General features: G+C 72.1%; 19 protein-coding genes. 6 read left to right on the top strand and 13 right to left on the bottom strand.

What is annotated here, in order from left to right:
- Positions 1 to 132: 132 nt before the first annotated feature.
- Positions 133 to 852: an SIMPL domain-containing protein gene (locus ACZ3I3_RS03280; RefSeq protein WP_467362128.1), complete on the bottom strand. Its 720-nt coding sequence runs from the start codon at positions 850 to 852 to the stop codon at positions 133 to 135.
- Positions 853 to 1,014: 162 nt separating this feature from the next.
- Here ACZ3I3_RS03280 and ACZ3I3_RS03285 point away from each other — a divergent pair, with 162 nt between their 5' ends.
- On the top strand, positions 1,015 to 2,811 hold the full coding sequence (locus ACZ3I3_RS03285) for a bifunctional metallophosphatase/5'-nucleotidase (protein ID WP_467362130.1): 1,797 nt from the start codon (positions 1,015 to 1,017) through the stop codon (positions 2,809 to 2,811).
- Positions 2,812 to 2,824: 13 nt separating this feature from the next.
- On the opposite strand, the gene ACZ3I3_RS03290 is transcribed toward ACZ3I3_RS03285, so the two are convergent.
- The 7 genes from ACZ3I3_RS03290 to ACZ3I3_RS03320 all read right to left on the bottom strand — a co-directional run bounded on the left by ACZ3I3_RS03290 (position 2,825) and on the right by ACZ3I3_RS03320 (position 10,988).
- Positions 2,825 to 4,288: a lysine N(6)-hydroxylase/L-ornithine N(5)-oxygenase family protein gene (locus ACZ3I3_RS03290; RefSeq protein WP_467362132.1), complete on the bottom strand. Its 1,464-nt coding sequence runs from the start codon at positions 4,286 to 4,288 to the stop codon at positions 2,825 to 2,827.
- Positions 4,285 to 5,691 carry a pyridoxal phosphate-dependent decarboxylase family protein gene (locus tag ACZ3I3_RS03295; RefSeq protein ID WP_467362133.1) on the bottom strand — a complete coding sequence of 469 codons (1,407 nt, stop codon included), beginning with the start codon at positions 5,689 to 5,691 and terminating at the stop codon, positions 4,285 to 4,287. The genes ACZ3I3_RS03290 and ACZ3I3_RS03295 overlap by 4 nt, the downstream gene beginning before the upstream one ends.
- Before the next feature lie 134 nt (positions 5,692 to 5,825).
- Positions 5,826 to 6,659, bottom strand: a complete 834-nt coding sequence (locus ACZ3I3_RS03300) for an NAD(P)H-binding protein (RefSeq protein WP_467362134.1) — start codon at positions 6,657 to 6,659, stop codon at positions 5,826 to 5,828.
- A 114-nt stretch (positions 6,660 to 6,773) separates the two neighbouring features.
- Positions 6,774 to 9,269: an aminopeptidase N gene (gene pepN, locus ACZ3I3_RS03305; RefSeq protein ID WP_467362136.1), complete on the bottom strand. Its 2,496-nt coding sequence runs from the start codon at positions 9,267 to 9,269 to the stop codon at positions 6,774 to 6,776.
- A gap of 68 nt (positions 9,270 to 9,337) precedes the next feature.
- A complete protein-coding gene (locus ACZ3I3_RS03310; protein ID WP_467362138.1) occupies positions 9,338 to 9,973 on the bottom strand; it encodes a response regulator in 636 nt (211 codons plus the stop codon).
- Positions 9,974 to 10,116: 143 nt separating this feature from the next.
- The gene (locus ACZ3I3_RS03315) at positions 10,117 to 10,467 is read right to left on the bottom strand and encodes a chorismate mutase (RefSeq protein WP_399410021.1); all 351 of its coding nucleotides are present in this window, start codon (positions 10,465 to 10,467) and stop codon (positions 10,117 to 10,119) included.
- A 62-nt stretch (positions 10,468 to 10,529) separates the two neighbouring features.
- A complete protein-coding gene (locus tag ACZ3I3_RS03320) occupies positions 10,530 to 10,988 on the bottom strand; it encodes a GNAT family N-acetyltransferase (RefSeq protein WP_467362139.1) in 459 nt (152 codons plus the stop codon).
- A gap of 121 nt (positions 10,989 to 11,109) precedes the next feature.
- Here ACZ3I3_RS03320 and ACZ3I3_RS03325 point away from each other — a divergent pair, with 121 nt between their 5' ends.
- A complete protein-coding gene (locus tag ACZ3I3_RS03325) occupies positions 11,110 to 11,997 on the top strand; it encodes a hypothetical protein (RefSeq protein WP_467362141.1) in 888 nt (295 codons plus the stop codon).
- Between the two features lie 101 nt (positions 11,998 to 12,098).
- On the opposite strand, the gene ACZ3I3_RS03330 is transcribed toward ACZ3I3_RS03325, so the two are convergent.
- Both ACZ3I3_RS03330 and ACZ3I3_RS03335 read right to left on the bottom strand, forming a co-directional pair.
- Positions 12,099 to 13,034, bottom strand: coding sequence for an SDR family oxidoreductase (locus ACZ3I3_RS03330; protein ID WP_467362142.1), 936 nt, complete (start codon positions 13,032 to 13,034; stop codon positions 12,099 to 12,101).
- A gap of 69 nt (positions 13,035 to 13,103) precedes the next feature.
- Positions 13,104 to 13,844, bottom strand: a complete 741-nt coding sequence (locus ACZ3I3_RS03335; protein WP_467362143.1) for an SDR family oxidoreductase — start codon at positions 13,842 to 13,844, stop codon at positions 13,104 to 13,106.
- Between the two features lie 54 nt (positions 13,845 to 13,898).
- Between ACZ3I3_RS03335 and ACZ3I3_RS03340 the strand changes: the two genes are divergently transcribed.
- From ACZ3I3_RS03340 to ACZ3I3_RS03355, 4 genes are read left to right on the top strand one after another with little or no spacing between them, the layout of a single operon-like run.
- Entirely contained in the window at positions 13,899 to 14,645 is a 747-nt protein-coding gene (locus ACZ3I3_RS03340) for an enoyl-CoA hydratase family protein (RefSeq protein ID WP_467362144.1), read from the top strand.
- Positions 14,646 to 15,482, top strand: coding sequence for a CoA transferase subunit A (locus ACZ3I3_RS03345; protein WP_467362146.1), 837 nt, complete (start codon positions 14,646 to 14,648; stop codon positions 15,480 to 15,482).
- The gene (locus tag ACZ3I3_RS03350; RefSeq protein WP_467362147.1) at positions 15,479 to 16,198 is read left to right on the top strand and encodes a CoA-transferase subunit beta; all 720 of its coding nucleotides are present in this window, start codon (positions 15,479 to 15,481) and stop codon (positions 16,196 to 16,198) included. Before ACZ3I3_RS03345 ends, ACZ3I3_RS03350 begins: the two co-directional genes overlap by 4 nt.
- Positions 16,198 to 17,247, top strand: coding sequence for an NAD(P)H-dependent flavin oxidoreductase (locus ACZ3I3_RS03355; RefSeq protein WP_467362714.1), 1,050 nt, complete (start codon positions 16,198 to 16,200; stop codon positions 17,245 to 17,247). Before ACZ3I3_RS03350 ends, ACZ3I3_RS03355 begins: the two co-directional genes overlap by 1 nt.
- On the opposite strand, the gene ACZ3I3_RS03360 is transcribed toward ACZ3I3_RS03355, so the two are convergent.
- The 3 genes from ACZ3I3_RS03360 to ACZ3I3_RS03370 are packed head-to-tail and all read right to left on the bottom strand — an operon-like array spanning position 17,231 to position 19,834.
- Positions 17,231 to 18,388: an acetyl-CoA C-acetyltransferase gene (locus tag ACZ3I3_RS03360; protein WP_467362149.1), complete on the bottom strand. Its 1,158-nt coding sequence runs from the start codon at positions 18,386 to 18,388 to the stop codon at positions 17,231 to 17,233. The two genes, ACZ3I3_RS03355 and ACZ3I3_RS03360, sit on opposite strands and share 17 nt — an antisense overlap.
- A gap of 23 nt (positions 18,389 to 18,411) precedes the next feature.
- The gene (locus tag ACZ3I3_RS03365; RefSeq protein ID WP_467362151.1) at positions 18,412 to 19,038 is read right to left on the bottom strand and encodes a TetR/AcrR family transcriptional regulator; all 627 of its coding nucleotides are present in this window, start codon (positions 19,036 to 19,038) and stop codon (positions 18,412 to 18,414) included.
- A 13-nt stretch (positions 19,039 to 19,051) separates the two neighbouring features.
- Positions 19,052 to 19,834, bottom strand: coding sequence for an SDR family oxidoreductase (locus tag ACZ3I3_RS03370; RefSeq protein WP_467362153.1), 783 nt, complete (start codon positions 19,832 to 19,834; stop codon positions 19,052 to 19,054).
- Positions 19,835 to 19,886 lie beyond the last annotated feature (52 nt).

Raw genomic sequence — 19,886 nt, forward strand, 5'->3', positions numbered from 1 at the left:
GGTCGTGAGTGTCCGCTCAACAGACTTTGCATGAAACGTTATTGACAAGTGTTGAATTGTGCGGCGGGGTGCTCCGATGAGCACATGAGCACCCCGGGGGGAATTCGGTCGGGTTTTCGTAAAAGGGGCCGGCTAGAGCTCCGGCGGCACCATGGTGAAGCGGGCGTTGATCTGGGCGTGGACGCGCTGGCGCTGGGGTTCGAGGTCGAGGGGGGCGGCCGGGGCGTTCTCGGCGGCGGCGCCGTAGGCGGCGGAGCGTGCGCGGCCGGGGGCCTGGGGGTAGGCCGGGGGTGCGTTCTCGGCGCCGATGTCGGCGAGTTCGACCAGGGCGGCGAGGGTGGTGCCGAGTGCCTCGGCGTATTCGCGGGCGCGCTGGACGGCTTCGCGTACGGCCTTCTTGCGGGCTTCGCGGTGGGCGGGCGAGTCGGGGCGCAGGGACCACCAGGGTCCGTCGACGCGGGTGAGTTCGAGGTCGGCGAGGCGGGTGGTGAGTTCGCCGAGGGCGGTGAAGTCGGTGAGTTCGGCGGTGACGTGGACGGTGCCGTGGTAGGTGCGGACGCGTTCGCCGCGGCCGTGTTTGGTGAGTTCGGGGGTGATGGAGAAGGCGCCGGTCTCGAGGCGTTCGACGGCGTCGCCGTAGGACTTGACGAGGTCGAGGACGCCGGCGTTGCGGCGGGTGAGGTCGTCGAGGGCGGAGCGGCGGTCGCGGCCGCGCGCGGCGACGGTGATGCCTATGCGGGCGATCTCGGGGTCGACTTCGAGGCGGGCTTCGCCGCGGACGGCGATGCGGGGGGCGTCGGGTGTGCCGTAGGGGACTGCGGGCTGGGAGGCGTCTGACGTGGGCGCGGTCATACGCCCCACTCTGTCATGTCTTGGCTGGCCAAAGGGGTGGAGCCGGGGGGAGCGAGTCATCAGATCGCAACCTGGGGGGACTGTTGCGCTCGGTCATGTCCGGGTCAGAATCTACGCGCGTTATCTACGCGCGTCGTTCACAGATTCCGCAAGGAGCCAGACATGCCGTTGAACCGCCGGAAGTTCCTGGAGAAGTCCGCCGTGACCGGGGCGGGGGTGGCGCTGGCCGGTGCGGTCGGGGCGCCGGGTGCGCAGGCGGCCGAGGCGAAGCGCGGCGCCAAGCGGTACGCGTTCACCGTGCTGGGGACGACGGACCTGCACGGCAACGTCTTCAACTGGGACTACTTCACGGACAAGGAGTTCGACGACAAGGACCACAACGACGTCGGTCTCGCGAAGGTCTCCACCCTCGTCAACCGGATCCGTGAGGAGAAGGGCCGCCGCAACACGCTGCTGATCGACGCGGGCGACACCATCCAGGGCACGCAGCTGTCGTACTACTACGCGAAGGTCGACCCGATCACGGCCGAGGGCGGCCCGGTGCACCCGATGGCGCAGGCCATGAACGCCATGGGCTACGACGCGGCGGCGCTCGGCAACCACGAGTTCAACTACGGCATCCCGGTGCTGCGGAAGTTCGAGCAGCAGTGCCGTTTCCCGCTGCTGGGCGCGAACGCGCTGGACGCGAAGACGCTGCGGCCGGCGTTCGCGCCGTACAGCATGCACCGGCTGCGCACGCCGTGCGGGCGTGACGTGAAGGTGGCGGTGCTGGGTCTGACGAACCCGGGCATCGCGATCTGGGACAAGGCGAACGTGCAGGGGAAGATGACGTTCCCGGGTCTGGAGGAGCAGGCGGCGAAGTGGGTGCCGAAGCTGCGGTCGATGGGCGCGGACGTCGTCATCGTGTCGGCGCACAGCGGTTCGTCGGGGACGTCGTCCTACGGTGACCAGCTGCCGTACATCGAGAACGCGGCCGGGCTGGTGGCCGAGCAGGTGCCGGGCATCGACGCGATCCTGGTCGGGCACGCGCACACGGAGATCCCCGAGTACTTCGTGACGAACAAGAAGACGGGCAAGCAGGTCGTGCTGTCCGAGCCGCTGAAGTGGGGTCAGCGGCTGACGCTCTTCGACTTCGAGCTGGTGTGGGCCAAGGGCCGCTGGACGGTCGAGAAGGTGGGCGCGCGGGTGCTGAACTCCAACACGGTGGAGGAGGACCCGAAGATCGTCCGGCTGCTGGCGGACGAGCACGAGAAGGTCGTGGCGTACGTCAACCAGGTCATCGGCACGAACGCGGCGGAGATGACGTCGGCCGAGGCGCCGTACAAGGACGTGCCGATCATCGATCTGATCAATCACATCCAGGCGGACACGGTGAAGCAGGCGCTGGCGGGTACGGAGCACGCCGCGCTGCCGGTGCTGTCGCAGGCGGCGTGCTTCTCGCGGTCCGCCCGGATTCCGGCGGGCGAGGTGACGATCCGGGACGTGGCGGGTCTGTACGTCTTCGAGAACACGCTGGAGGCGCGTCTGATGACGGGTGCGCAGATGAAGGCGTACCTGGAGTTCTCGGCGAACTACTTCGTGCAGACGGCGCCGGACGCCCCGGTGGATCCGGCGAAGCTGACGAACGCGAACGGCACGCCGGACTACAACTACGACGTGGTGAGCGGGCTTTCGTACGAGATCGACATCGCGAAGCCGGCCGGTTCGCGGGTGACGGACGTGCGGTTCGAGGGTCAGCCGCTCGCGGACGACGCGAAGTTCGTGTTCGCGGTGAACAACTACCGGGCCAACGGAGGCGGCAACTTCCCGCACGTCGCCGCGGCCCCGGTGCTGTGGTCGAACTCGGAGGAGATCCGCAACACCATGATCGCCTGGGTGAAGGCGAAGGGGTCCATCGATCCGGCCGGGTTCGCGGCGGTGGACTGGAAGCTGACGCGGAACGGCACGCCCGTCTTCTGAGCCGGGTGCTTCGTCACCTTCGGTCGTCGACGAGCGGCGTCAGTGCCGGTGCCTCCCGGGGCGGCGGGACCTGCTGCCGCTGTGTGAGGCCGAAGGTGGTGAAGGCGGTGCGGCGCGGGAGCGTGTAGGCCTCCCTGCTCGTCAGGGAGTTGAGGATGATGGCGCTGCGCCAGGCGGCGAGGCCGAGGTCCGGGGTGCCGACGCCGTGTGTGTGGGTCTCGGCGTTCTGGACGTACACCGTGCCGGTGACGGACGGGTCGAGGACGAGGCGGTAGTCCTCGTCGATGCGCGGTCGCTCCCGGCTGTCGCGGCGCATGTAGGGGTCGAGGCCGGCCAGGATGCGGTCGAGGGGGCGTTCGCGGTAGCCGGTGGCGAGGACGACGGCGTCGGTGGTGAGGCGGGAGCGGCTGTCCTGCCGGGCGTGTTCCAGGTGCAGTTCCACTTTGGTCGTGGCGACGCGGCCGGCGGTGCGGACGTGGACGCCGGGGGTGAGGACGGCGTCGGGCCAGCCGCCGTGCAGGGTGCGGCGGTACAGCTCGTCGTGGATGGCGGCGATGGTGGCGGTGTCGATGCCCTGGTGCAGCTGCCACTGACCGGCGAGGAGCCGGTCGCGGGCGGGCTCGGGCAGGGCGTGGAAGTAGCGGGTGTGGTCGGGGGTGAAGTGCTCCAGGCCGAGCTTGGAGTACTCCATGGGCGCGAAGGCCTCGGTGCGGCCGAGCCAGTGGAGCTTCTCGCGTCCGGCGGGCCTGCCCCGCAGCAGGTCGAGGAAGATCTCGGCGCCGGTCTGTCCGATGCCCACGACTGTGACGTGCCCGGCGGCGAGGAGGTCCGCGCGGTGGTCGAGGTAGTCGGCGGCGTGCACGACGGGTACGCCGGGGGCCTCGACGAGGGGCTTGAGGGGGTCGGGGACGTAGGGTTCGGTGCCGATACCGAGGACGACGTTGTGCGTGTAGGTGCGGCCGAGGGCCTCGGCTTCTCCGTCGGCGTCGAGCTGGGTGAAGTCGACCTCGAAGAGGTCCCGTTCGGGGTTCCAGCGGACGGCGTCGACCTGGTGGCCGAAGTGCAGGCCCGGGAGGTTGTCGCAGACCCAGCGGCAGTAGGCGTCGTACTCGGCGCGCTGGATGTGGAAGCGCTCGGCGAAGTAGAAGGGGAACAGCCGCTCGCGGGACCTGAGGTAGTTGAGGAAGGTCCAGGGGCTGGTGGGGTCGGCGAGGCTCACCAGGTCGGCGAGGAACGGCACCTGGATGGTCGCGCCGTCGATGAGCAGGCCGGAGTGCCAGCCGAAGGCGGGGCGCTGTTCGTAGAAGACGGTGTCGAGTTCGCCGAGCGGGTGGGCGAGCGCGGCGAGGGACAGGTTGAACGGGCCGATGCCGATGCCGACCAGGTCGCGGGGGGCGTCGGGCTCGTGGTGCGGGTGCGGGGTGGCCGGGGCGGGGTTCGGCTCGTCGTGCGGCTGGGGACTCGGCACGGGGTTCATCGGGGGGTGTGTCCTTCCACGAGTGTCGCTTGCCGTGCTGCCACGAGGTGCAGCAGTGCGGCGAGGTCGGCGGGCCCGGTGGCGGGGTTGAGGAGGGTGGCCTTGAGCCAGAGCCGGCCGTCGAGGCGGGCCCGGCCGAGGACGGCGCGGCCGTCGGTGAGGAGTGCTCGGCGTACGGCGGCCACGGTGTCGTCGGTGGCGCCGGCGGGCCGGAACAGGACGGTGCTGATGACGGGCCGGGCGTGCAGTTCGAAGCCGGGGTGCTCGTCGACGAGGGCGGCGAATTCGCGGGCCCGGGCGCAGACCTGGTCGACGAGTGCGGCGAGGCCGCTGCGGCCGAGGGTCTTGAGGGTGACGGCGAGTTTGAGGACGTCGGGGCGGCGGGTGGTGCGCAGGGACCGGCCGAGCAGGTCAGGCAGGCCGGCTTCGGTGTCGTCGGCGGCGTTGAGGTAGTCGGCGCGGTGCCGCAGGGCGGTGAGGTCGCGGGGGTCCTTGACGGCCAGGAGGCCGGCGGCGACCGGCTGCCAGCCGAGTTTGTGCAGGTCGAGGGTGACGGTGTCGGCGGTGTCGAGTCCGGTGAGCCGGGGGCGGTGGCGGTCGCTGAAGAGGAGGCCTCCGCCGTAGGCGGCGTCGATGTGCAGCCGGGCGCCGTGGGCCGCGCAGCGGGCGGCGATCTCGGGCAGGGGGTCGATGAGTCCGGCGTCGGTGGTGCCGGCGGTGGCGGCGACGAGCAGGGGGCCGGGCAGGCGGGAGAGGGCCTCGTCGAGTGCGGCGGGGTGGAGCGTGCCGGCCGGGGCGGGCAGGACGGCGGGGTCGGGCAGTCCGAGCAGCCAGGCGGCCCGGGCCAGTGAGTGATGGGCGTTGGTCCCGCACACGAGCCGTACGGATCCGCCGTACGCCTCCCGTGCGAGGAGGAGGGCGAGCTGGTTGGACTCGGTGCCGCCGGTGGTGATCAAGGAGTCGGGGGCGGTGCCCGGGGTGTGCCCGGGCCCGTAGATCTCCCTGGCCAGTGCCTCAGCCACCAGCAGCTCCAGTTCCGATGCCGCCGGGGCCTGGTCCCAGGAGTCGAGGGAGGGGTTGAGGGCGGAGGCGGCGAGGTCGGCCGCTGTGGCGACGGCCAGGGGCGGGCAGTGGAGGTGGGCGGCGCACAGGGGGTGGGCCGGGTCGGCGGCGCCTTCGGCGAACGCGTGGACCAGGGTGCGCGGGGCGTGCGGGTCGCCGTGGTCGGGGAGCACCTCCCCCACGGCCTCCCGCATCCGCGCCGCGACCGCCTCCGGCCCGCCCGTCGGCAGCGGTCCGCCACGCGCCCGGGTGCCCTCGTCCAGCGCTTGGAGCACGGTGTCGAGCAACGGCCGCAGGGCGCGCGGGCCTTCGGGGCCTGAGGCGAGGGGTGGCGTGCTCATGGGCGTTCCTCCGGGGAGCGGGGGCGACGCGCCCGGAAAGCCCAACGACCGGACCCGGATGGAGGTACCTCCGTACGGGAAAACCGGATGGAGGTGCCTCCCGACGGGAAAGCCTGTGGCAGGGTTGCGGCCCCTCAGCCCTTGAAGTCGTCCACGTGGTCCTCGGCCCAAGCCGCGAAGGGTCGGGCCGGCCGGCCGGTGATCTCCCCTACCGTGCCGGTGATTTCGGGCGGTGTGCCGACCGTCGCGGCGAAGGAGTCCATCAGGGCCCGCAGTATGTCCGGCGGGACGTGCGGGAACAGTTCGGGGCCCGCCTCGTCGGGCGGGATCTCGGTGAAGCGCAGCTCGCGGCCGAGGGCCCGGCCGATCGCCGCGACCTGCTGGGCGTTGGTGATCGCCTCGGGCCCGGTGAGGCGGTGGGCCGCGCCCTCGTGGCCGTCGTCGAGGAGGGCGCGTTCGGCGACGGCGGCGATGTCGTCCTCGTGGACGGGGGCGGTCCGTCCGTCGGCGAAGACGCCCCGGACGGTGTCGCCGGTGCGGATCTGCCCGGCCCACTGGAAGGCGTTGGCGGCGAACGCGTTGGGGCGCAGGAAGGTCCACTCCAGGCCGCTGTCGCGGACCTGCTGCTCGGCGGTGGCGTGCATGACGTGGATGGGGTGGTTCTCGTCGGCGCCCGAGCCGATGATCCCGGAGGACAGCAGGACCACGTGACGCACTCCGGCGGCACGGGCCGCGGCCAGGAGGCCGGCGGTGCGGTCGCCGCCCGCCTGGACGTACAGGAACAGCTTGGTCGCGCCCTCGAACTGGGCGGCCGGCTCGTCGAGGCTGAGCCGTATCGCCTCGGCGCCCGCGGGCAGGCGGGCCCGTTGCGGGTCGCGGGTGAGCGCCCGCACGGGCCGTCCGGCGGCGACGAGGCGTTCGACCAGGGCGCGGCCGACGTTTCCGGTGGGACCGGTCACTGCGATCACGAAGGGCTCCTCGGGGCTTGATCGTCCTTGTCCGCCCGAGGCTATGAAGGGAGGCCGGCCCGCCGCATCGTCGAAAGGGACCAGCCGGCCCGCCCGCGCCCTACGTCACCGGTCCTAGACCTCCTGTCCTTGGCGGACCCGCAACGCCCGTGCCAGGTCGTCGAGTTGGTCGGCGAGCTTGCGGCGCAGCGCCGGGATCGGGTCGGCCTGACGCAGGCACTCCTCGCCGAGGCGGAGGTTCTCCGGGTCGACGACGTCGGCGGGGAAGGCCCAGCGGCCGGCGGCTTCGGCGATGGCGGGGCCGCGGCGGTCGGCGAGGGCGACCGCGTCGGTGTAGTAGCGCGGCACGTACGCGCGGACCAGGTCGGCCTGTTCGGGCTGCCAGAAGCCCTGGGCGGTGGCGGTGAACAGGTAGTTGGACAGGTCGTCGGAGCCGAACATGGACTCCCAGGCGCGGGCCTTGGCGTCCGGGTCGGGCAGGGCGGCCCGGCAGCGGGTGGCGCCTTCCAGGCCGGTGGCGCTCGGGTCGCGTTCCAGTTCGGCGGCGATGGCGGCCTCGTCGGTGGCGCCGAGGACGGCGAGCCGGCCCAGGACGCGCCAGCGCAGCTCGGGGTCGAGCTCCGGGCCGCCGGGCACGGTGCCGTCAGCGAGCCAGGCGGCGATGGTGTCGGGGTGGGCGGTGACGTCGATGCGGTGGCGTACGGCGATCAGGCGCAGGCCGGGGTTGTCGCCGTCCTCGGTGCGGCGGATGAGGTCGCGGCACAGCTCGGCGAGCGTGGCGAGCGCGGCGGGCCGCTCCTCGGGCGTGACGTAGCGGTCGGTGATGTACGTGGACGCGAAGGCGAGCACGCCCTGGACGATCGCGAGGTCGGTCTCCAGCGGGAGGTGGGCGCGGGCGGTCTCCAGGTAGGCGGCGGGCGCCAGTTCGCCGTCGCGGACGGCGTCGCGCAGGGCGTTCCAGACGACCGCGCGGGTGAGCGGTTCCGGCAGGCCGGCGAGGTCCTTGCGGATGGTCTCGAAGGACTCGGGGTCGAAGCGGACCTTGGCGTAGCTGAGGTCGCCGTCGTTGAGGAGGAGCAGCGCGGGGCGCTTGCCGATGGGGTGGGCGTCGGTCTGCGGGAGGTCCAGGTGGAGGCGTTCGCGCAGGACGAGCTGCCTGCCGTCGTCGCCGAGGTCCCGGTCGTACAGGCCGGCGGCGATGCGGTGCGGGCGGCTGCCGGTGCGGTCGACGGTGAGGGCGCAGGTGCCGTTCTCGCCGGGGGCGATGGTCGGGGTGAGGGTGTCGACGCCGGTGGTGCGCAGCCAGGCGTCGGCCCAGGCGTGGACGTCGCGTTCGGTGGCGCCGGCGAGGGAGTCGATGAAGTCGGCGAGGGTGGCGTTGCCGAACTTGTGACGGGCGAAGTGGGTGTTGATGCCGGCCAGGAAGTCCTTCTCGCCGAGCCAGGTGACCAGCTGCCGCAGTGCGCTGGCGCCCTTGGCGTAGGAGATGCCGTCGAAGTTGAGCAGCGCGGAGGCGGTGTCGTCGACGGCCTCGGGGGCGACGGGGTGGGTGGAGGGCCGCTGGTCGGCGTCGTAGCCCCAGGCCTTGCGGTTGATGCCGAAGTCGGTCCACGTATCGGTGAAGCGGGTGGCCTCGGTGAGGGTCTGGTAGCCCATGTACTCGGCGAAGGACTCGTTCAGCCAGATGTCGTCCCACCACTTGAGGGTGACGAGGTCGCCGAACCACATGTGGGCCATCTCGTGGGCGATGACCATGGCGCGGGTCTGCCGCTCGGTGTCGGTGACAGCGGAGCGGTAGACGAACTCGTCGCGGAAGGTGACCAGTCCGGGGTTCTCCATGGCGCCCGCGTTGAACTCGGGGACGAAGGCCTGGTCGTAGGAGTCGAAGGGGTAGGGCTCGTCGAACTTCTCGTGGTAGCGGTCGAAGCAGGCGCGTGTGACGTCGAGGAGTTCGTCGGCGTCGGTGTCCAGGTAGGGGGCCAGTGAGCGGCGGCAGTGCAGGCCGAAGGGCAGGCCGCGGTGCTCGGTGCGCACGGAGTGCCAGGGGCCGGCGGCGACGGCGACGAGGTAGGTGGAGATCAGCGGCGTGGCGGCGGCCTGCCAGAGGCCGTCGCCGGTGTGCTCGGTGATGCCGTTGGCGAGGACGGTCCAGTCCTGCGGGGCCCGCACCGACAGTTCGAAGACGGCCTTGAGGTCGGGCTGGTCGAAGGCGGCGAAGACGCGCTGGACGTCCTCCATGAACAGCTGGGTGTAGACGTAGGTCTCGCCGTCGGTGGGGTCGGTGAAGCGGTGCATGCCCTCGCCGGTGCGGGAGTAGCGCATGTGCGCGTGCACGCGCAGTTCGTGGTCGCCGGCGGTGAGGTTCTTCAGGGGCAGCCGGTTGCCGTCAAGGCTTTCCGGGTCCAGGGGCTGTCCGTCGAGGGTGACGGAGCGCAGCTCGGCGGGCTTGATCTCGACGAAGGTGTCGCCGTCCGTGCGGGCGCCGAACCTGATCAGAGTGCGGGAGTCGAACGTCTCGTCCCCGGTGGTCAGGTCGAGTTCGATCGTGTAGCGGTGGACGTCGAGGAGCCCTGCTCGGGTCTGCGCTTCGTCGCGCGTCAGTACGGACATGCAGGACATGCTGCCTGATGGCACCGGCATGGCACAGTGGCGGATCGGTATGCGACCGATGTCCGGTCTCAGGTGCGGTCCTTTTCGAGCTCCCCGGCGTGCGCCCCCGAGGGCCGCTGGGGCGGCACGCGCACGTCGGGGTGGGGCAGGGCGGGCCGTTGGGGGTGTGCGGCGGTCTCGGTGCGCGCCAGGGCGGGCCGCTCGGGGCGTGCGGCGCTCTCGGTACGCGCCAGGGCGGGCCGCTCGGGGCGTGCGGCGGTCTCGGTGTGCTCCCGGACCTGGGCGCGCAGCCGGCGCACCTCCTGTTCCAGGGCGAGGTGGTGCTGGTGGGCGTCGTAGAGGTAGCGGACCTTGGTGCGCAGGGCCCAGGGGTCCACGGGCTTCATGACGAGGTCGGCGACGCCGAGGCCGAAGGCGGCGGTGGTCAGTTCCTGGTCGGGGCCGAAGCCGGTGAGCAGGATGACCGGGATGTGCTGGGTCTGTTCGACGCGTCGCATGTAGCGCACCACCTCCAGTCCGCTGACGCCGGGCATGCGCACGTCGAGCAGGAGCAGGCCGACCTGGCCGCGCAGCACCTCCTTGAGCGCCTCGTCGCCGCTGGTGGCCCGGCCGAGCCGGTAGCCCAGCGGGGCCAGGGCGCTCTCCAGCGCGTACAGCGTGTCCTCATGATCGTCGACGATGAGGATCCTGGTATCCGACGGCATGGCCCGACGCCCCTCCCTCGTGGAGGATCCAGAGTAAGTCCCGGACACTGACGCGCAGTACTGGTCGGCTGACTTGCTGTGCACAGCGCAGCATGCCGCGCGCGGGGCGCGGTGTCACTCCCCCCGGGGGTGGTCGTGAGAGGTCAGTCGCGGCCGGGGGCCGATCCGTTGAGCGCCTCGTCCGCGATGCGCTCGTGGTGGCGGATGACCTCCGCGACGATGAAGTTCAGGAACTTCTCCGCGAAGGCCGGGTCCAGTTTGGCGTTCTCGGCGAGCGAGCGCAGCCGGGCGATCTGGCGGGCCTCTCGGGCCGGGTCGGCGGGCGGCAGCTGGTGCCGGGCCTTGAGGTGGCCGACCTGCTGGGTGCACTTGAAGCGCTCGGCGAGCATGTGGACGACGGCCGCGTCGATGTTGTCGATGCTGTCGCGCAGGCGGGCGAGTTCCGTGACGACGGCAGGGTCGACGTCACCGGTGCCGGTGTTGCTGGTGGTCATGGCAGGTCAGCCTAAAGGGCGCACGCCCGGCGGCCGCGGGCCGTCTCACGACTCGGCGCCGCTCAGCCGCTCGGGGAGGCGCCGCCCAGCCGCTTGTGGAAACAGACGTCCTGGTGTCCGCCGGGCACGCCCTCGATACGCGCCCGTTCCCGGAAGCCGAGCCGCGGGTAGAAGCCGGGCGCCTGGAAGCTGTACGTGGAGACGACCATGTCCGTGCAGCCGCGCCGGACGGCCTCTTCCTCAGCGGCGCGCATCAGCCGGCCGCCCCAGCCGGCGTGCCGCTGGTCCGCGCGCACCCAGAGCAGATCCACGGAGCACAGGCTGCCCCAGGTCCAGGCGGTGAGCCCGCCGATCAGGTCGCCGGCCTCGTCGGTGACGTGGACGGAGAGAGGCTCGGTGGTCACGCCGTCTACGGCGGCGGTGTTGAAGGCGGTCAGCTCCTCGTCGAGCCGCTTCTCGAGTGCGTCGTCCTGGCCGCCCACCTGGACGGAGGTGGCGACGGAGTGCTGTTCACCGGTCACGGCCCGGATTCTGCCAGCGGCCCGGGGCCGTGACGACCGGTTTTCGCGGCGGCGGGGCGGCCTCGTGGCCCGCACACTTTCGTACAGTGGAAGCGGGTTCAGGGCGTCTTGGGGGTGACGCGTGGCGAACGACGGGCCGGTCGAGCACGGCTACCCGCATCTGGAGACGGTGCGGGCCGCGATCACGGCGCTGTACAAGCGGCTGTCGTACGACACGATCCAGACGTTCGCGACGAGTGTGCTCCCCGCCGACGTGGCGTTCTGCGACACCGACGACCTGTATCTGGGGGCGCAGCGGGTGGCGCACGAGCTGGTGCGGCACTACCGGCTGCCGGACGCCCGGCTGATCGTGAGCTTCCGGGAGATGCGGCATGCGGCGAATGTCGAGCTGGCGGCCGGGCCGGAGTACTTCGTGGAATTGAACGACCGGTTCCGTACGCATCGGCGGGACATCGGGGCGGCGCTGGCGCACGAAGTGATGCACGTGTACCTGCACCGCCTCGACCTGTCTTTTCCCGGCGTCCGGGACAACGAGATCCTCACGGACACGGCGACGACGTATCTGGGCGCGGGCTGGCTGCTGCTGGACGCGTACCGGGAGGACCGGGCGTCGTCCCAGAAGCTGGGGTATCTCACACCGGAGGAGTTCGGGTACGTGCTGGCCAAGCGCGCGCTGCTCTTCGGGGAGGACCCGTCGGTGTGGTTCACCAGTCCGCAGGCGTACACGGCGTACGTGAAGGGGCGGGAGCTGGCCCGACGCGATGAGCAGCAGCCGCCGTTGACCGCGGCCGGGTGGGCGGGGCGACGGCGGTACGCGCACGACCGGCGGCATGCGCAGACCGGGCCGCCGCAGCAGGGTGTGCGGTACTCGTTCACGCCGGACGGGGGCGGGCGGCTGCGGGTGTCGTTTCCCTGCCCGACCTGTCATCAGCGGATCAGGGTGCCGGTGCGGGGGCGCGTCCGGGCGCGGTGTGCGTTGTGCCGGAGCGTGCTGGAGTGCGACACGTAGGTGTGCGACATGAGGTTTGCGACACATAGGTGTGCGACACATAGGCGTACGCGCCGCGGCGGTGTGCGCCGATGTGGGAAAAGGATCGCTCGCCAGTCCTCCTACGCCCCGTACACGCGCCCCGGCTCGCCCGCCTCCGCCAGGAGTTTCCGGGCCGCCTCCCCCGCCTCCGCCGGATCCCACCGTTGCCCCTTGTCCGCGCTCGGGCCCGGGCGCCAGCCCTCCATCACCGTGATCCGGCCGCCCTCGGTCTCGAAGACCCGGCCCGTGACCCCGGCGCTCGCGTCCGAGCCGAGCCAGACGACCAGGGGCGAGACGTTCTCCGGGGCCATCGCGTCGAAGCCCGAGCCGGGCGCCGCCATGGTTTCGGCGAAGGTCCGCTCCGTCATACGGGTCCGGGCGGCGGGGGCGATCGCGTTGACCTGGACGCCGTAGCGGCGCAGTTCGGCCGCCGCGACCAGGGTCAGGGCGACGATCCCGGCCTTGGCGGCGCTGTAGTTGCCCTGTCCGACCGAGCCCAGCAGGCCGGCTCCGCTGCTGGTGTTGACGATCCGCGCCCCGGGCGGGCGGCCCGCCTTGGCCTCGGACCGCCAGTGCGCGGCGGCGTGCCGCAGGGGGAGGAAGTGGCCCTTGAGGTGGACGCGTACGACGGCGTCGAAGTCGTCCTCGTCGAGGTTGACCAGCATCCGGTCGCGCAGGAAGCCCGCGTTGTTGACGAGCGTGTCGAGCCGGCCGTACATCTCCAGGGCCGTCCGGACGAGGGAGGCGGCGCCCTCGGTCGTGGCGATGTCGCCGCCGTGCGCCACGGCCTCGCCGCCCGCCGCGCGGATCTCCTCGGCGACGCGGGCGGCCGGGCTGCCCGGGCCCGGGTCCGGGTCTGGCGTCCCGTCGGCTCCGGGCGTGCCGTCGAGGCCGACGCCGAGGTCGTTGACGACGAGCCGCGCGCCCTCGGCGGCGAACGCGAGGGCGTGGGCGCGGCCGAGGCCCCGGCCCGCGCCGGTGACGACGACGACCCGGCCGTCGCAGATTCCGCTCATCCCAGTTCTCCTCTCATCCCAGTTCTCCTCTCAAGTCAGGTCTCCTCTCATGTCAGGTCTCCTCTCATGTCAGGTCTCCTTGGTGACGGTCGAGGCGTCCAGGAACGCGGGGCGCTCCCCGCCCCCGTGGACGAGCAGGCTCGCCCCGCTGATGTAGGCGGCGGCGTCCGAGGCGAGGAAGACCGCGGCCCGGCCGACGTCGGACGGCTCCGCGAGACGGCCGAGCGGGACGGTGCGGGCGACGGCGGCGACGCCGTCCTGGTCGCCGTAGTGGAGGTGGGACAGTTCGGTGCGGACCATGCCGACGACGAGGGTGTTGACCCGGATGTCGGGCGCCCACTCCACGGCCATCGAGCGGGCGAGGCTCTCCAGGCCCGCCTTGGCGGCGCCGTAGGCGGCGGTGCCCGGGGAGGGGCGGCCTCCGCTGACGCTGCCGATCATGACGATCGAGCCCCTGGCCCGCCGGAGGTGCTCGTACGCGGCGAGGGACACGGTCAGCGGAGCCACGAGGTTGAGCTCCACCACGCGCGCGTGCCGGTCGGCGTCGGCGTGGGTGAGCGGGCGGTGGGGGCTGCCGCCCGCGTTGTTGACGAGGACGTCCAGCCGGGGCAGCTCGCCGCACAGGCGCCGGACGGCCTCGGCGTCCCGGACGTCCAGCGTCCTGAACTCCGTCCCGGGCAGCGGGACTTGTGGCGGGCGGCGGGCGCAGACCACGACCTCGGCGCCGGCCCGAGCGAAGGCACGCGCGATGCCGGCACCGACGCCCCGGGTCCCGCCCGTGACGACGGCGACCTTCCCGTCCAGCTCCATTCGCTGCTACCTTCCACCTAACAAACGTTTGGTGGAAAGGTAGCTGATGCGGCCATGGGTGTCTCCACCTCGTGCGGGGAAAAGGGCATAGCCGTCGTCACGGTCGACTTCCCGCCGGTGAACGCCCTGCCGGTGGCCGGCTGGTTCGCCCTGGCCGACGCGGTCCGCGCGGCCGGGCGCGACCCGGAGGTGCGGTGCGTGGTGCTGACGGCCGAGGGGCGGGGGTTCAACGCGGGCGTGGACATCAAGGAGATCCAGGCGGACGGCGGGCACGGGGCGCTGCTCGGCGCGAACAGCGGCTGCGCGGAGGCCTTCGCGGCGGTGTACGAGTGTGAGGTGCCGGTCGTGGCGGCCGTGCAGGGCTTCTGCCTGGGCGGCGGCATCGGCCTGGTGGGGAACGCGGACGCGATCGTGGCCAGCGAGGACGCCCGCTTCGGCCTGCCGGAGCTGGACCGCGGCGCCCTGGGCGCGGCCACGCATCTGGCCCGGCTGGTCCCCCAGCACCTGATGCGGGCGCTGTACTACACGGCGCGCACGGCGAGCGCGGCGGAACTGCACGCGCACGGCTCGGTGTGGCGGGTGGTGCCGCGCGACGAACTGCGCCCGGCGGCCCTGGAACTGGCCCGCGAGATCGCCGCCAAGGACGGGCGGCTGCTGCGCCTGGCCAAGGCCGCCCTCAACGGCATCGACCCGGTCGACGTGCGCCGCAGCTACCGCTTCGAGCAGGGCTTCACCTTCGAGGCGGGGCTCAGCGGGGTGGCCCAGCAGGTGCGCGCCGGCTTCGGGAAGGAGAGGACGTAGGTGAGTGACAAGACGATGACGGCCGACGAGGCCGTGTCCCGCCTGTCCAGCGGCATGACCCTCGGCATCGGCGGCTGGGGCTCCCGCCGCAAGCCGATGGCCCTGGTGAGAGCACTGCTCCGGTCCCGGATCACCGATCTCACGATCGTCTCGTACGGCGGCCCGGACGTCGGCATGCTGGCCGCCGCCGGGCGGATCCGGAAGCTGGTCACGGCCTTCGTCACCCTCGATTCGATCCCCCTGGAGCCGCACTACCGCGCGGCCCGCGAGCGGGGCGCCTTCGCACTGACGGAGGTCGACGAGGCGATGTTCCTGTGGGGCCTGCGCGCGGCGGCGCACCGGCTGCCGTTCCTGCCCGTGCGGGCCGGCCTCGGCTCGGACGTGATGCGGGTCAACCCCGGTCTGCGGACGGTCACTTCGCCGTACGAGGACGGGGAGACGTTCGTGGCGATGCCCGCCCTGCGCCTCGACGCGGCCCTGGTGCACGTGAACCGCGCCGACCGGCTGGGCAACGGGCAGTACCTGGGCCCGGACCCGTACTTCGACGACCTGTTCTGCGAGGCGGCGGACACGGCGTACGTCAGCTGCGAACGGGTCGTCGACACGGCCGAGCTGACGAAGGCGGCCCCGCCGCAGACCCTGCTGGTCAAGCGGCACACGGTGACAGGCGTCGTGGAGGCGCCGAACGGGGCGCACTTCACGTCCTGCGCGCCCGACTACGGCCGGGACGAGGCGTTCCAGAAGACGTACGCGACGACGCCCTGGCCTCAGTTCGCGGCCCGCTTCCTCGCCGGGGACGAGCAGGCGTACCGGTCGGCCGTCAGGGAGGGGATATGACGGATGTGACCCGCGCGGAGTACTGCGTGATCGCGTGCGCCGAGGCCTGGCGGGGCGCAGGTGAGGTGCTCGCGAGCCCCATGGGGCTGATCCCCTCCGTGGGTGCCCGGCTCGCCCGGCTCACCTTCGCGCCGGACCTGCTGCTGACCGACGGCGAGGCGCTGCTGGTCCGCCCGGACGGGACGACGGAGGGCTGGCTGCCGTACCGGCAGCATCTGGCCCTGGTCACGGGCGGCCGACGGCACGTGATGATGGGTGCGAGCCAGATCGACCGGTTCGGCAACCAGAACATCTCGTGCATCGGCGACTGGGAGCGGCCGCGGCGGCAGCTGCTCGGGGTGCGCGGCGCACCGGTCAACACCCTCAACCATCCGACCAGTTACTGGATCCCGCGGCACTCCCGGCGGGTCTTCGTCGAGCGGGTCGACATGGTCTGCGGAGTCGGGTACGACCATGCGGCCGGGGCCCCTCACCACCGCATCGCGCGGGTCGTCTCCGACCTGGGTGTCTTCGACTTCGCCACCCCCGACCGCTCGATGCGGCTGGCGTCGCTGCACCCGGGTGTCACGGTGGAGCAGGTCAGGGAGGCGACGGGCTTCGAGCTGGCCGTCCCCGGCGAGGTGCCGCCGACCCGCGAGCCGACCGCCGAGGAGCTCCGGCTGATCCGCGAGGTCGTCGACCCGGCCGGCACACGCACCAGGGAGGTCGCCGCGTGATGGAGACGGCGCTGACCCGGCTGACCGGTGTCCGCCACCCCATCGTGCAGACCGGGATGGGCTGGGTGGCGGGGCCGCGTCTGGTCTCCGCCACGGCGAACGCGGGCGCTCTGGGCATCCTGGCCTCCGCGACGATGACGCTCGACCGGTTGCGCGCGGCCGTCCGGGAGGTCCGGGCCCGTACCGACGCGCCGTTCGGGGTGAACCTGCGCGCCGACGCGGCGGACGCCGGGGAGCGGGTGCGGATCCTGATCGAGGAGGGCGTCCGGGTCGCCTCCTTCGCCCTGGCCCCCTCCCGGGAGCTGATCGGCGAGCTCAAGGAGGCCGGTGTGGTGGTCATGCCGACGGTGGGGGCGCGGCGGCATGCCGAGAAGGTCGCGGCGTGGGGCGCGGACGCGGTGCTCGTGCAGGGCGCGGAGGGCGGCGGGCACACCGGCGAGGTGGCCACGACGGTGCTGTTGCCGCAGGTCGTCGATGCCGTGGACCTGCCGGTCGTAGCGGCGGGCGGGTTCTTCGACGGGCGGGGACTGGTCGCGGCGCTGGCATACGGGGCGGCGGGCGTCGCCATGGGCACGCGGTTCCTGCTCACCTCGGACTCGACGGTGCCGGAGGCGGTGAAGGCGCGGTATCTGGCGGCGACAGTGCGGGACGTGACGGTCACCAGGGCGGTGGACGGGCTTCCGCACCGCATGCTGCGGACGGACCTGGTGGACGCGCTGGAGCACTCGGGCCGTGTGCGGGCCCTGTTCCACGCGACGCGCAGGGCGTCCCGCTTCCGGCGGCTGACCGGCCTCACCTGGCGTCGCATGGTCCGCGACGGCCTCGCCCTCCGGCACGGCAAGGACCTGACCTGGAGCCAGGTCCTGCTCGCCGCGAACACGCCGATGCTGCTCAAGGCGTCCATGGTGGACGGCCGTACGGACCTGGGCGTGATGGCGTCCGGGCAGGTCGCCGGGGTGATCGACGACCTGCCCTCGTGCGCGGAGCTGGTGGAGCGGATCATGAAGGAGGCCGAGGACACCCGCAGGCGTCTCACAGCCTCTCGATGATCGTCACATTGGCCTGTCCGCCGCCCTCGCACATGGTCTGCAGCCCGAACCGGCCGCCGGTGCGCTCCAGTTCGTGCAGCAGGGTCGTCATCAGCTTCACGCCGGTCGCCCCGAGCGGATGGCCCAGCGCGATGGCACCGCCGTTGACGTTGACCTTCTCCGGGTCCGCGCCGGTCTCCTTCAGCCAGGCCAGGACGACCGGGGCGAAGGCCTCGTTGATCTCGACGAGGTCGATGTCGTCGATGGTCATGCCGGTCTTCTTCAGGGCGTGGGCGGTGGCCGGGATCGGGGCGGTGAGCATGCGGATGGGGTCCTCGCCGCGCACCGAGAGGTGGTGCACGCGTGCGCGGGGGGTGAGCCCGTGGTCGCGCACGGCCCGCTCGGAGGCCAGCAGCATCGCCGCCGCCCCGTCGGAGACCTGCGAGGAACAGGCGGCGGTGATGGTGCCGCCGTCGATGACGGGTTTGAGCCCGGCCATCTTCTCCAGGGAGGTGTCCCGGCGCGGGCCCTCGTCGGTGGTGACGTCCCCGTACGGCACGGTCTCGCGGTCGAAGCGGCCCTCATCGATCGCCCGCACCGCCCGCTGATGGGACCGCAGGGCGAACTCCTCCTGGTCCTGCCTGCTGATCCCCCACTTCGCGGCGATCATCTCGGCGCCCGCGAACTGGTTGACGGGCTTGTCCCCGTACCGCGCCCGCCAGCCGGCGCTGCCCGCGAACGGCCCCTGGGTCAGCCCGAGCGGCTCGGCGGCCTGCCGGGTGGCGAAGGCGATGGGGATCATCGACATGTTCTGCACCCCGCCGGCGACCACCAGGTCCTGGGTGCCGGACAGCACGGCCTGCGCGGCGAAGTGCACGGCCTGCTGCGAGGAACCGCACTGCCGGTCGACGGTCACGCCCGGCACCTCCTCGGGCAGCCCGGCCGCCAGCCAGCAGGTCCGCGCGATGTCACCGGCCTGCGGCCCCACCGCGTCCAGACAGCCGAGGACGACGTCCTCCACGGCGGCCGGGTCGACGCCCGAGCGGGTCATCAGCTCTTTCAGCGCATGCGCGCCGAGGTCGGCCGGATGGACCGTGCTCAGCCCTCCCCCGCGCCGTCCGACGGGCGTGCGGACCGCTTCGACGATGTAGGCCTCGGCCATGGCAACTCCCTCACATCAAAGGGCTATTCGCGTACGGCGATCCCGTCCAGCACCATCGACAGGTACTGCCGGGCGATCTCGTCCGGGCTGTGCTGGCCGCCCGGCCGGTACCAGGACGCGGCCACCCACACCGTGTCGCGCACGAACCGGTAGGTGAGCCGGACGTCGAGGTCGGCGCGGAAGGCCCGCTCGGCGACGCCGCGCTCCAGGGTGGACAGCCACGCCTTCTCGAATCTGCGCTGCGACTCGGCGAGGAACGCGAACCGCTCCTGCGCCACCAACTGCTTGCTCTCCTTCTGGTAGATCGCGACGGCCGCGCGATGCCGGTCGATCTCCCGGAACGACTCGGTGACCAGGGCCTCGAGCGTCTCGCGGGGCCCGAGTCCGGCGCCCAGGACGGTGTCGTAGCCGTCCCAGAGCTCGTCGAGGAAGGTGCGCAGGATCTCCTCCAGCATCGACTCCTTGGAGTCGAAGTGGTAGTAGAGGCTGCCCGCGAGCATTCCCGCGTGGTCCGCGATCTTGCGGACGGTGGTGGCGTTGTAGCCCTGTTCGGCGAAGACCTCGGCGGCGGTGCCGAGGAGTTCGCTGCGGCGGTCCGGGGCGGCGGCGGACTCGGGGGCTGTCACCTGGGGCTTCTTCTTGGTCGGCACGCTGTCCATTGTCCTAGGGGTGCTGGCTGCTGACGGAGACGACCTCGCCCGTCATGTACGAGGAGTACTCCGACGCCAGGAACACGATCACGTTGGCCACCTCCCAGAGCTCGGCGTGCCGCCCGAAGGCCTCGCGGGCCGTCAGTTCCTCCAGCAGGCCGGGGCTCGTCACCTTCGCGAGGTGGGGATGCATGGCGAGGCTCGGCGACACCGCGTTGATCCGCACCCCGTACGCGGCGGCCTCCATGGCGGCGCACCGGGTCAGGGCCATCACGCCCGCTTTCGCGGCCGCGTAGTGCGCCTGTCCGGCCTGGGCGCGCCAGCCGACGACGGAGGCGTTGTTGACGATCACGCCGCCGGTGTCCCGCATCCGGCGCAGGGCGGCCCGGGTGCACCTGAAGGTGCCGTTCAAGGTCACGTCGAGGACCTTCGACCACTGCTCGTCGGTCATGTCGACGAGCGGCGCGGTCCCGCCGAGGCCCGCGTTGTTGACGACCACGTCGAGCCGGCCGTGCTCCTGGACGGCGGTGTCGAACAGCGCCCGCACCTGCGCCTCGTCGGTGACATCGCACACGGCGGACGCCACCGCGCCCTCGAACCGACGGGCCAGCTCCGCCTCGTGCTCCTTCAGCCGGCGCGGGTGGGCGTCGCTGATCAGTACGCGGGCGCCTTCCTCCAGGAAGCGACGGGCGGTCGCCCCGCCGATCCCCGCGCCCGCCGCCGCGGTGATGACGGCCGTGCGCCCGTCGAGCAGCCCGTGTCCGGGAACCCTCGTCGGCGCCTCGACGTTTTTCATGGCAGCACGCTAACCTACCAAACACTTGTTAGGGAAGCCCCGTCGGTGAGGG

The sequence above is a fragment of the Streptomyces sp. NPDC016851 genome (assembly GCF_055562795.1).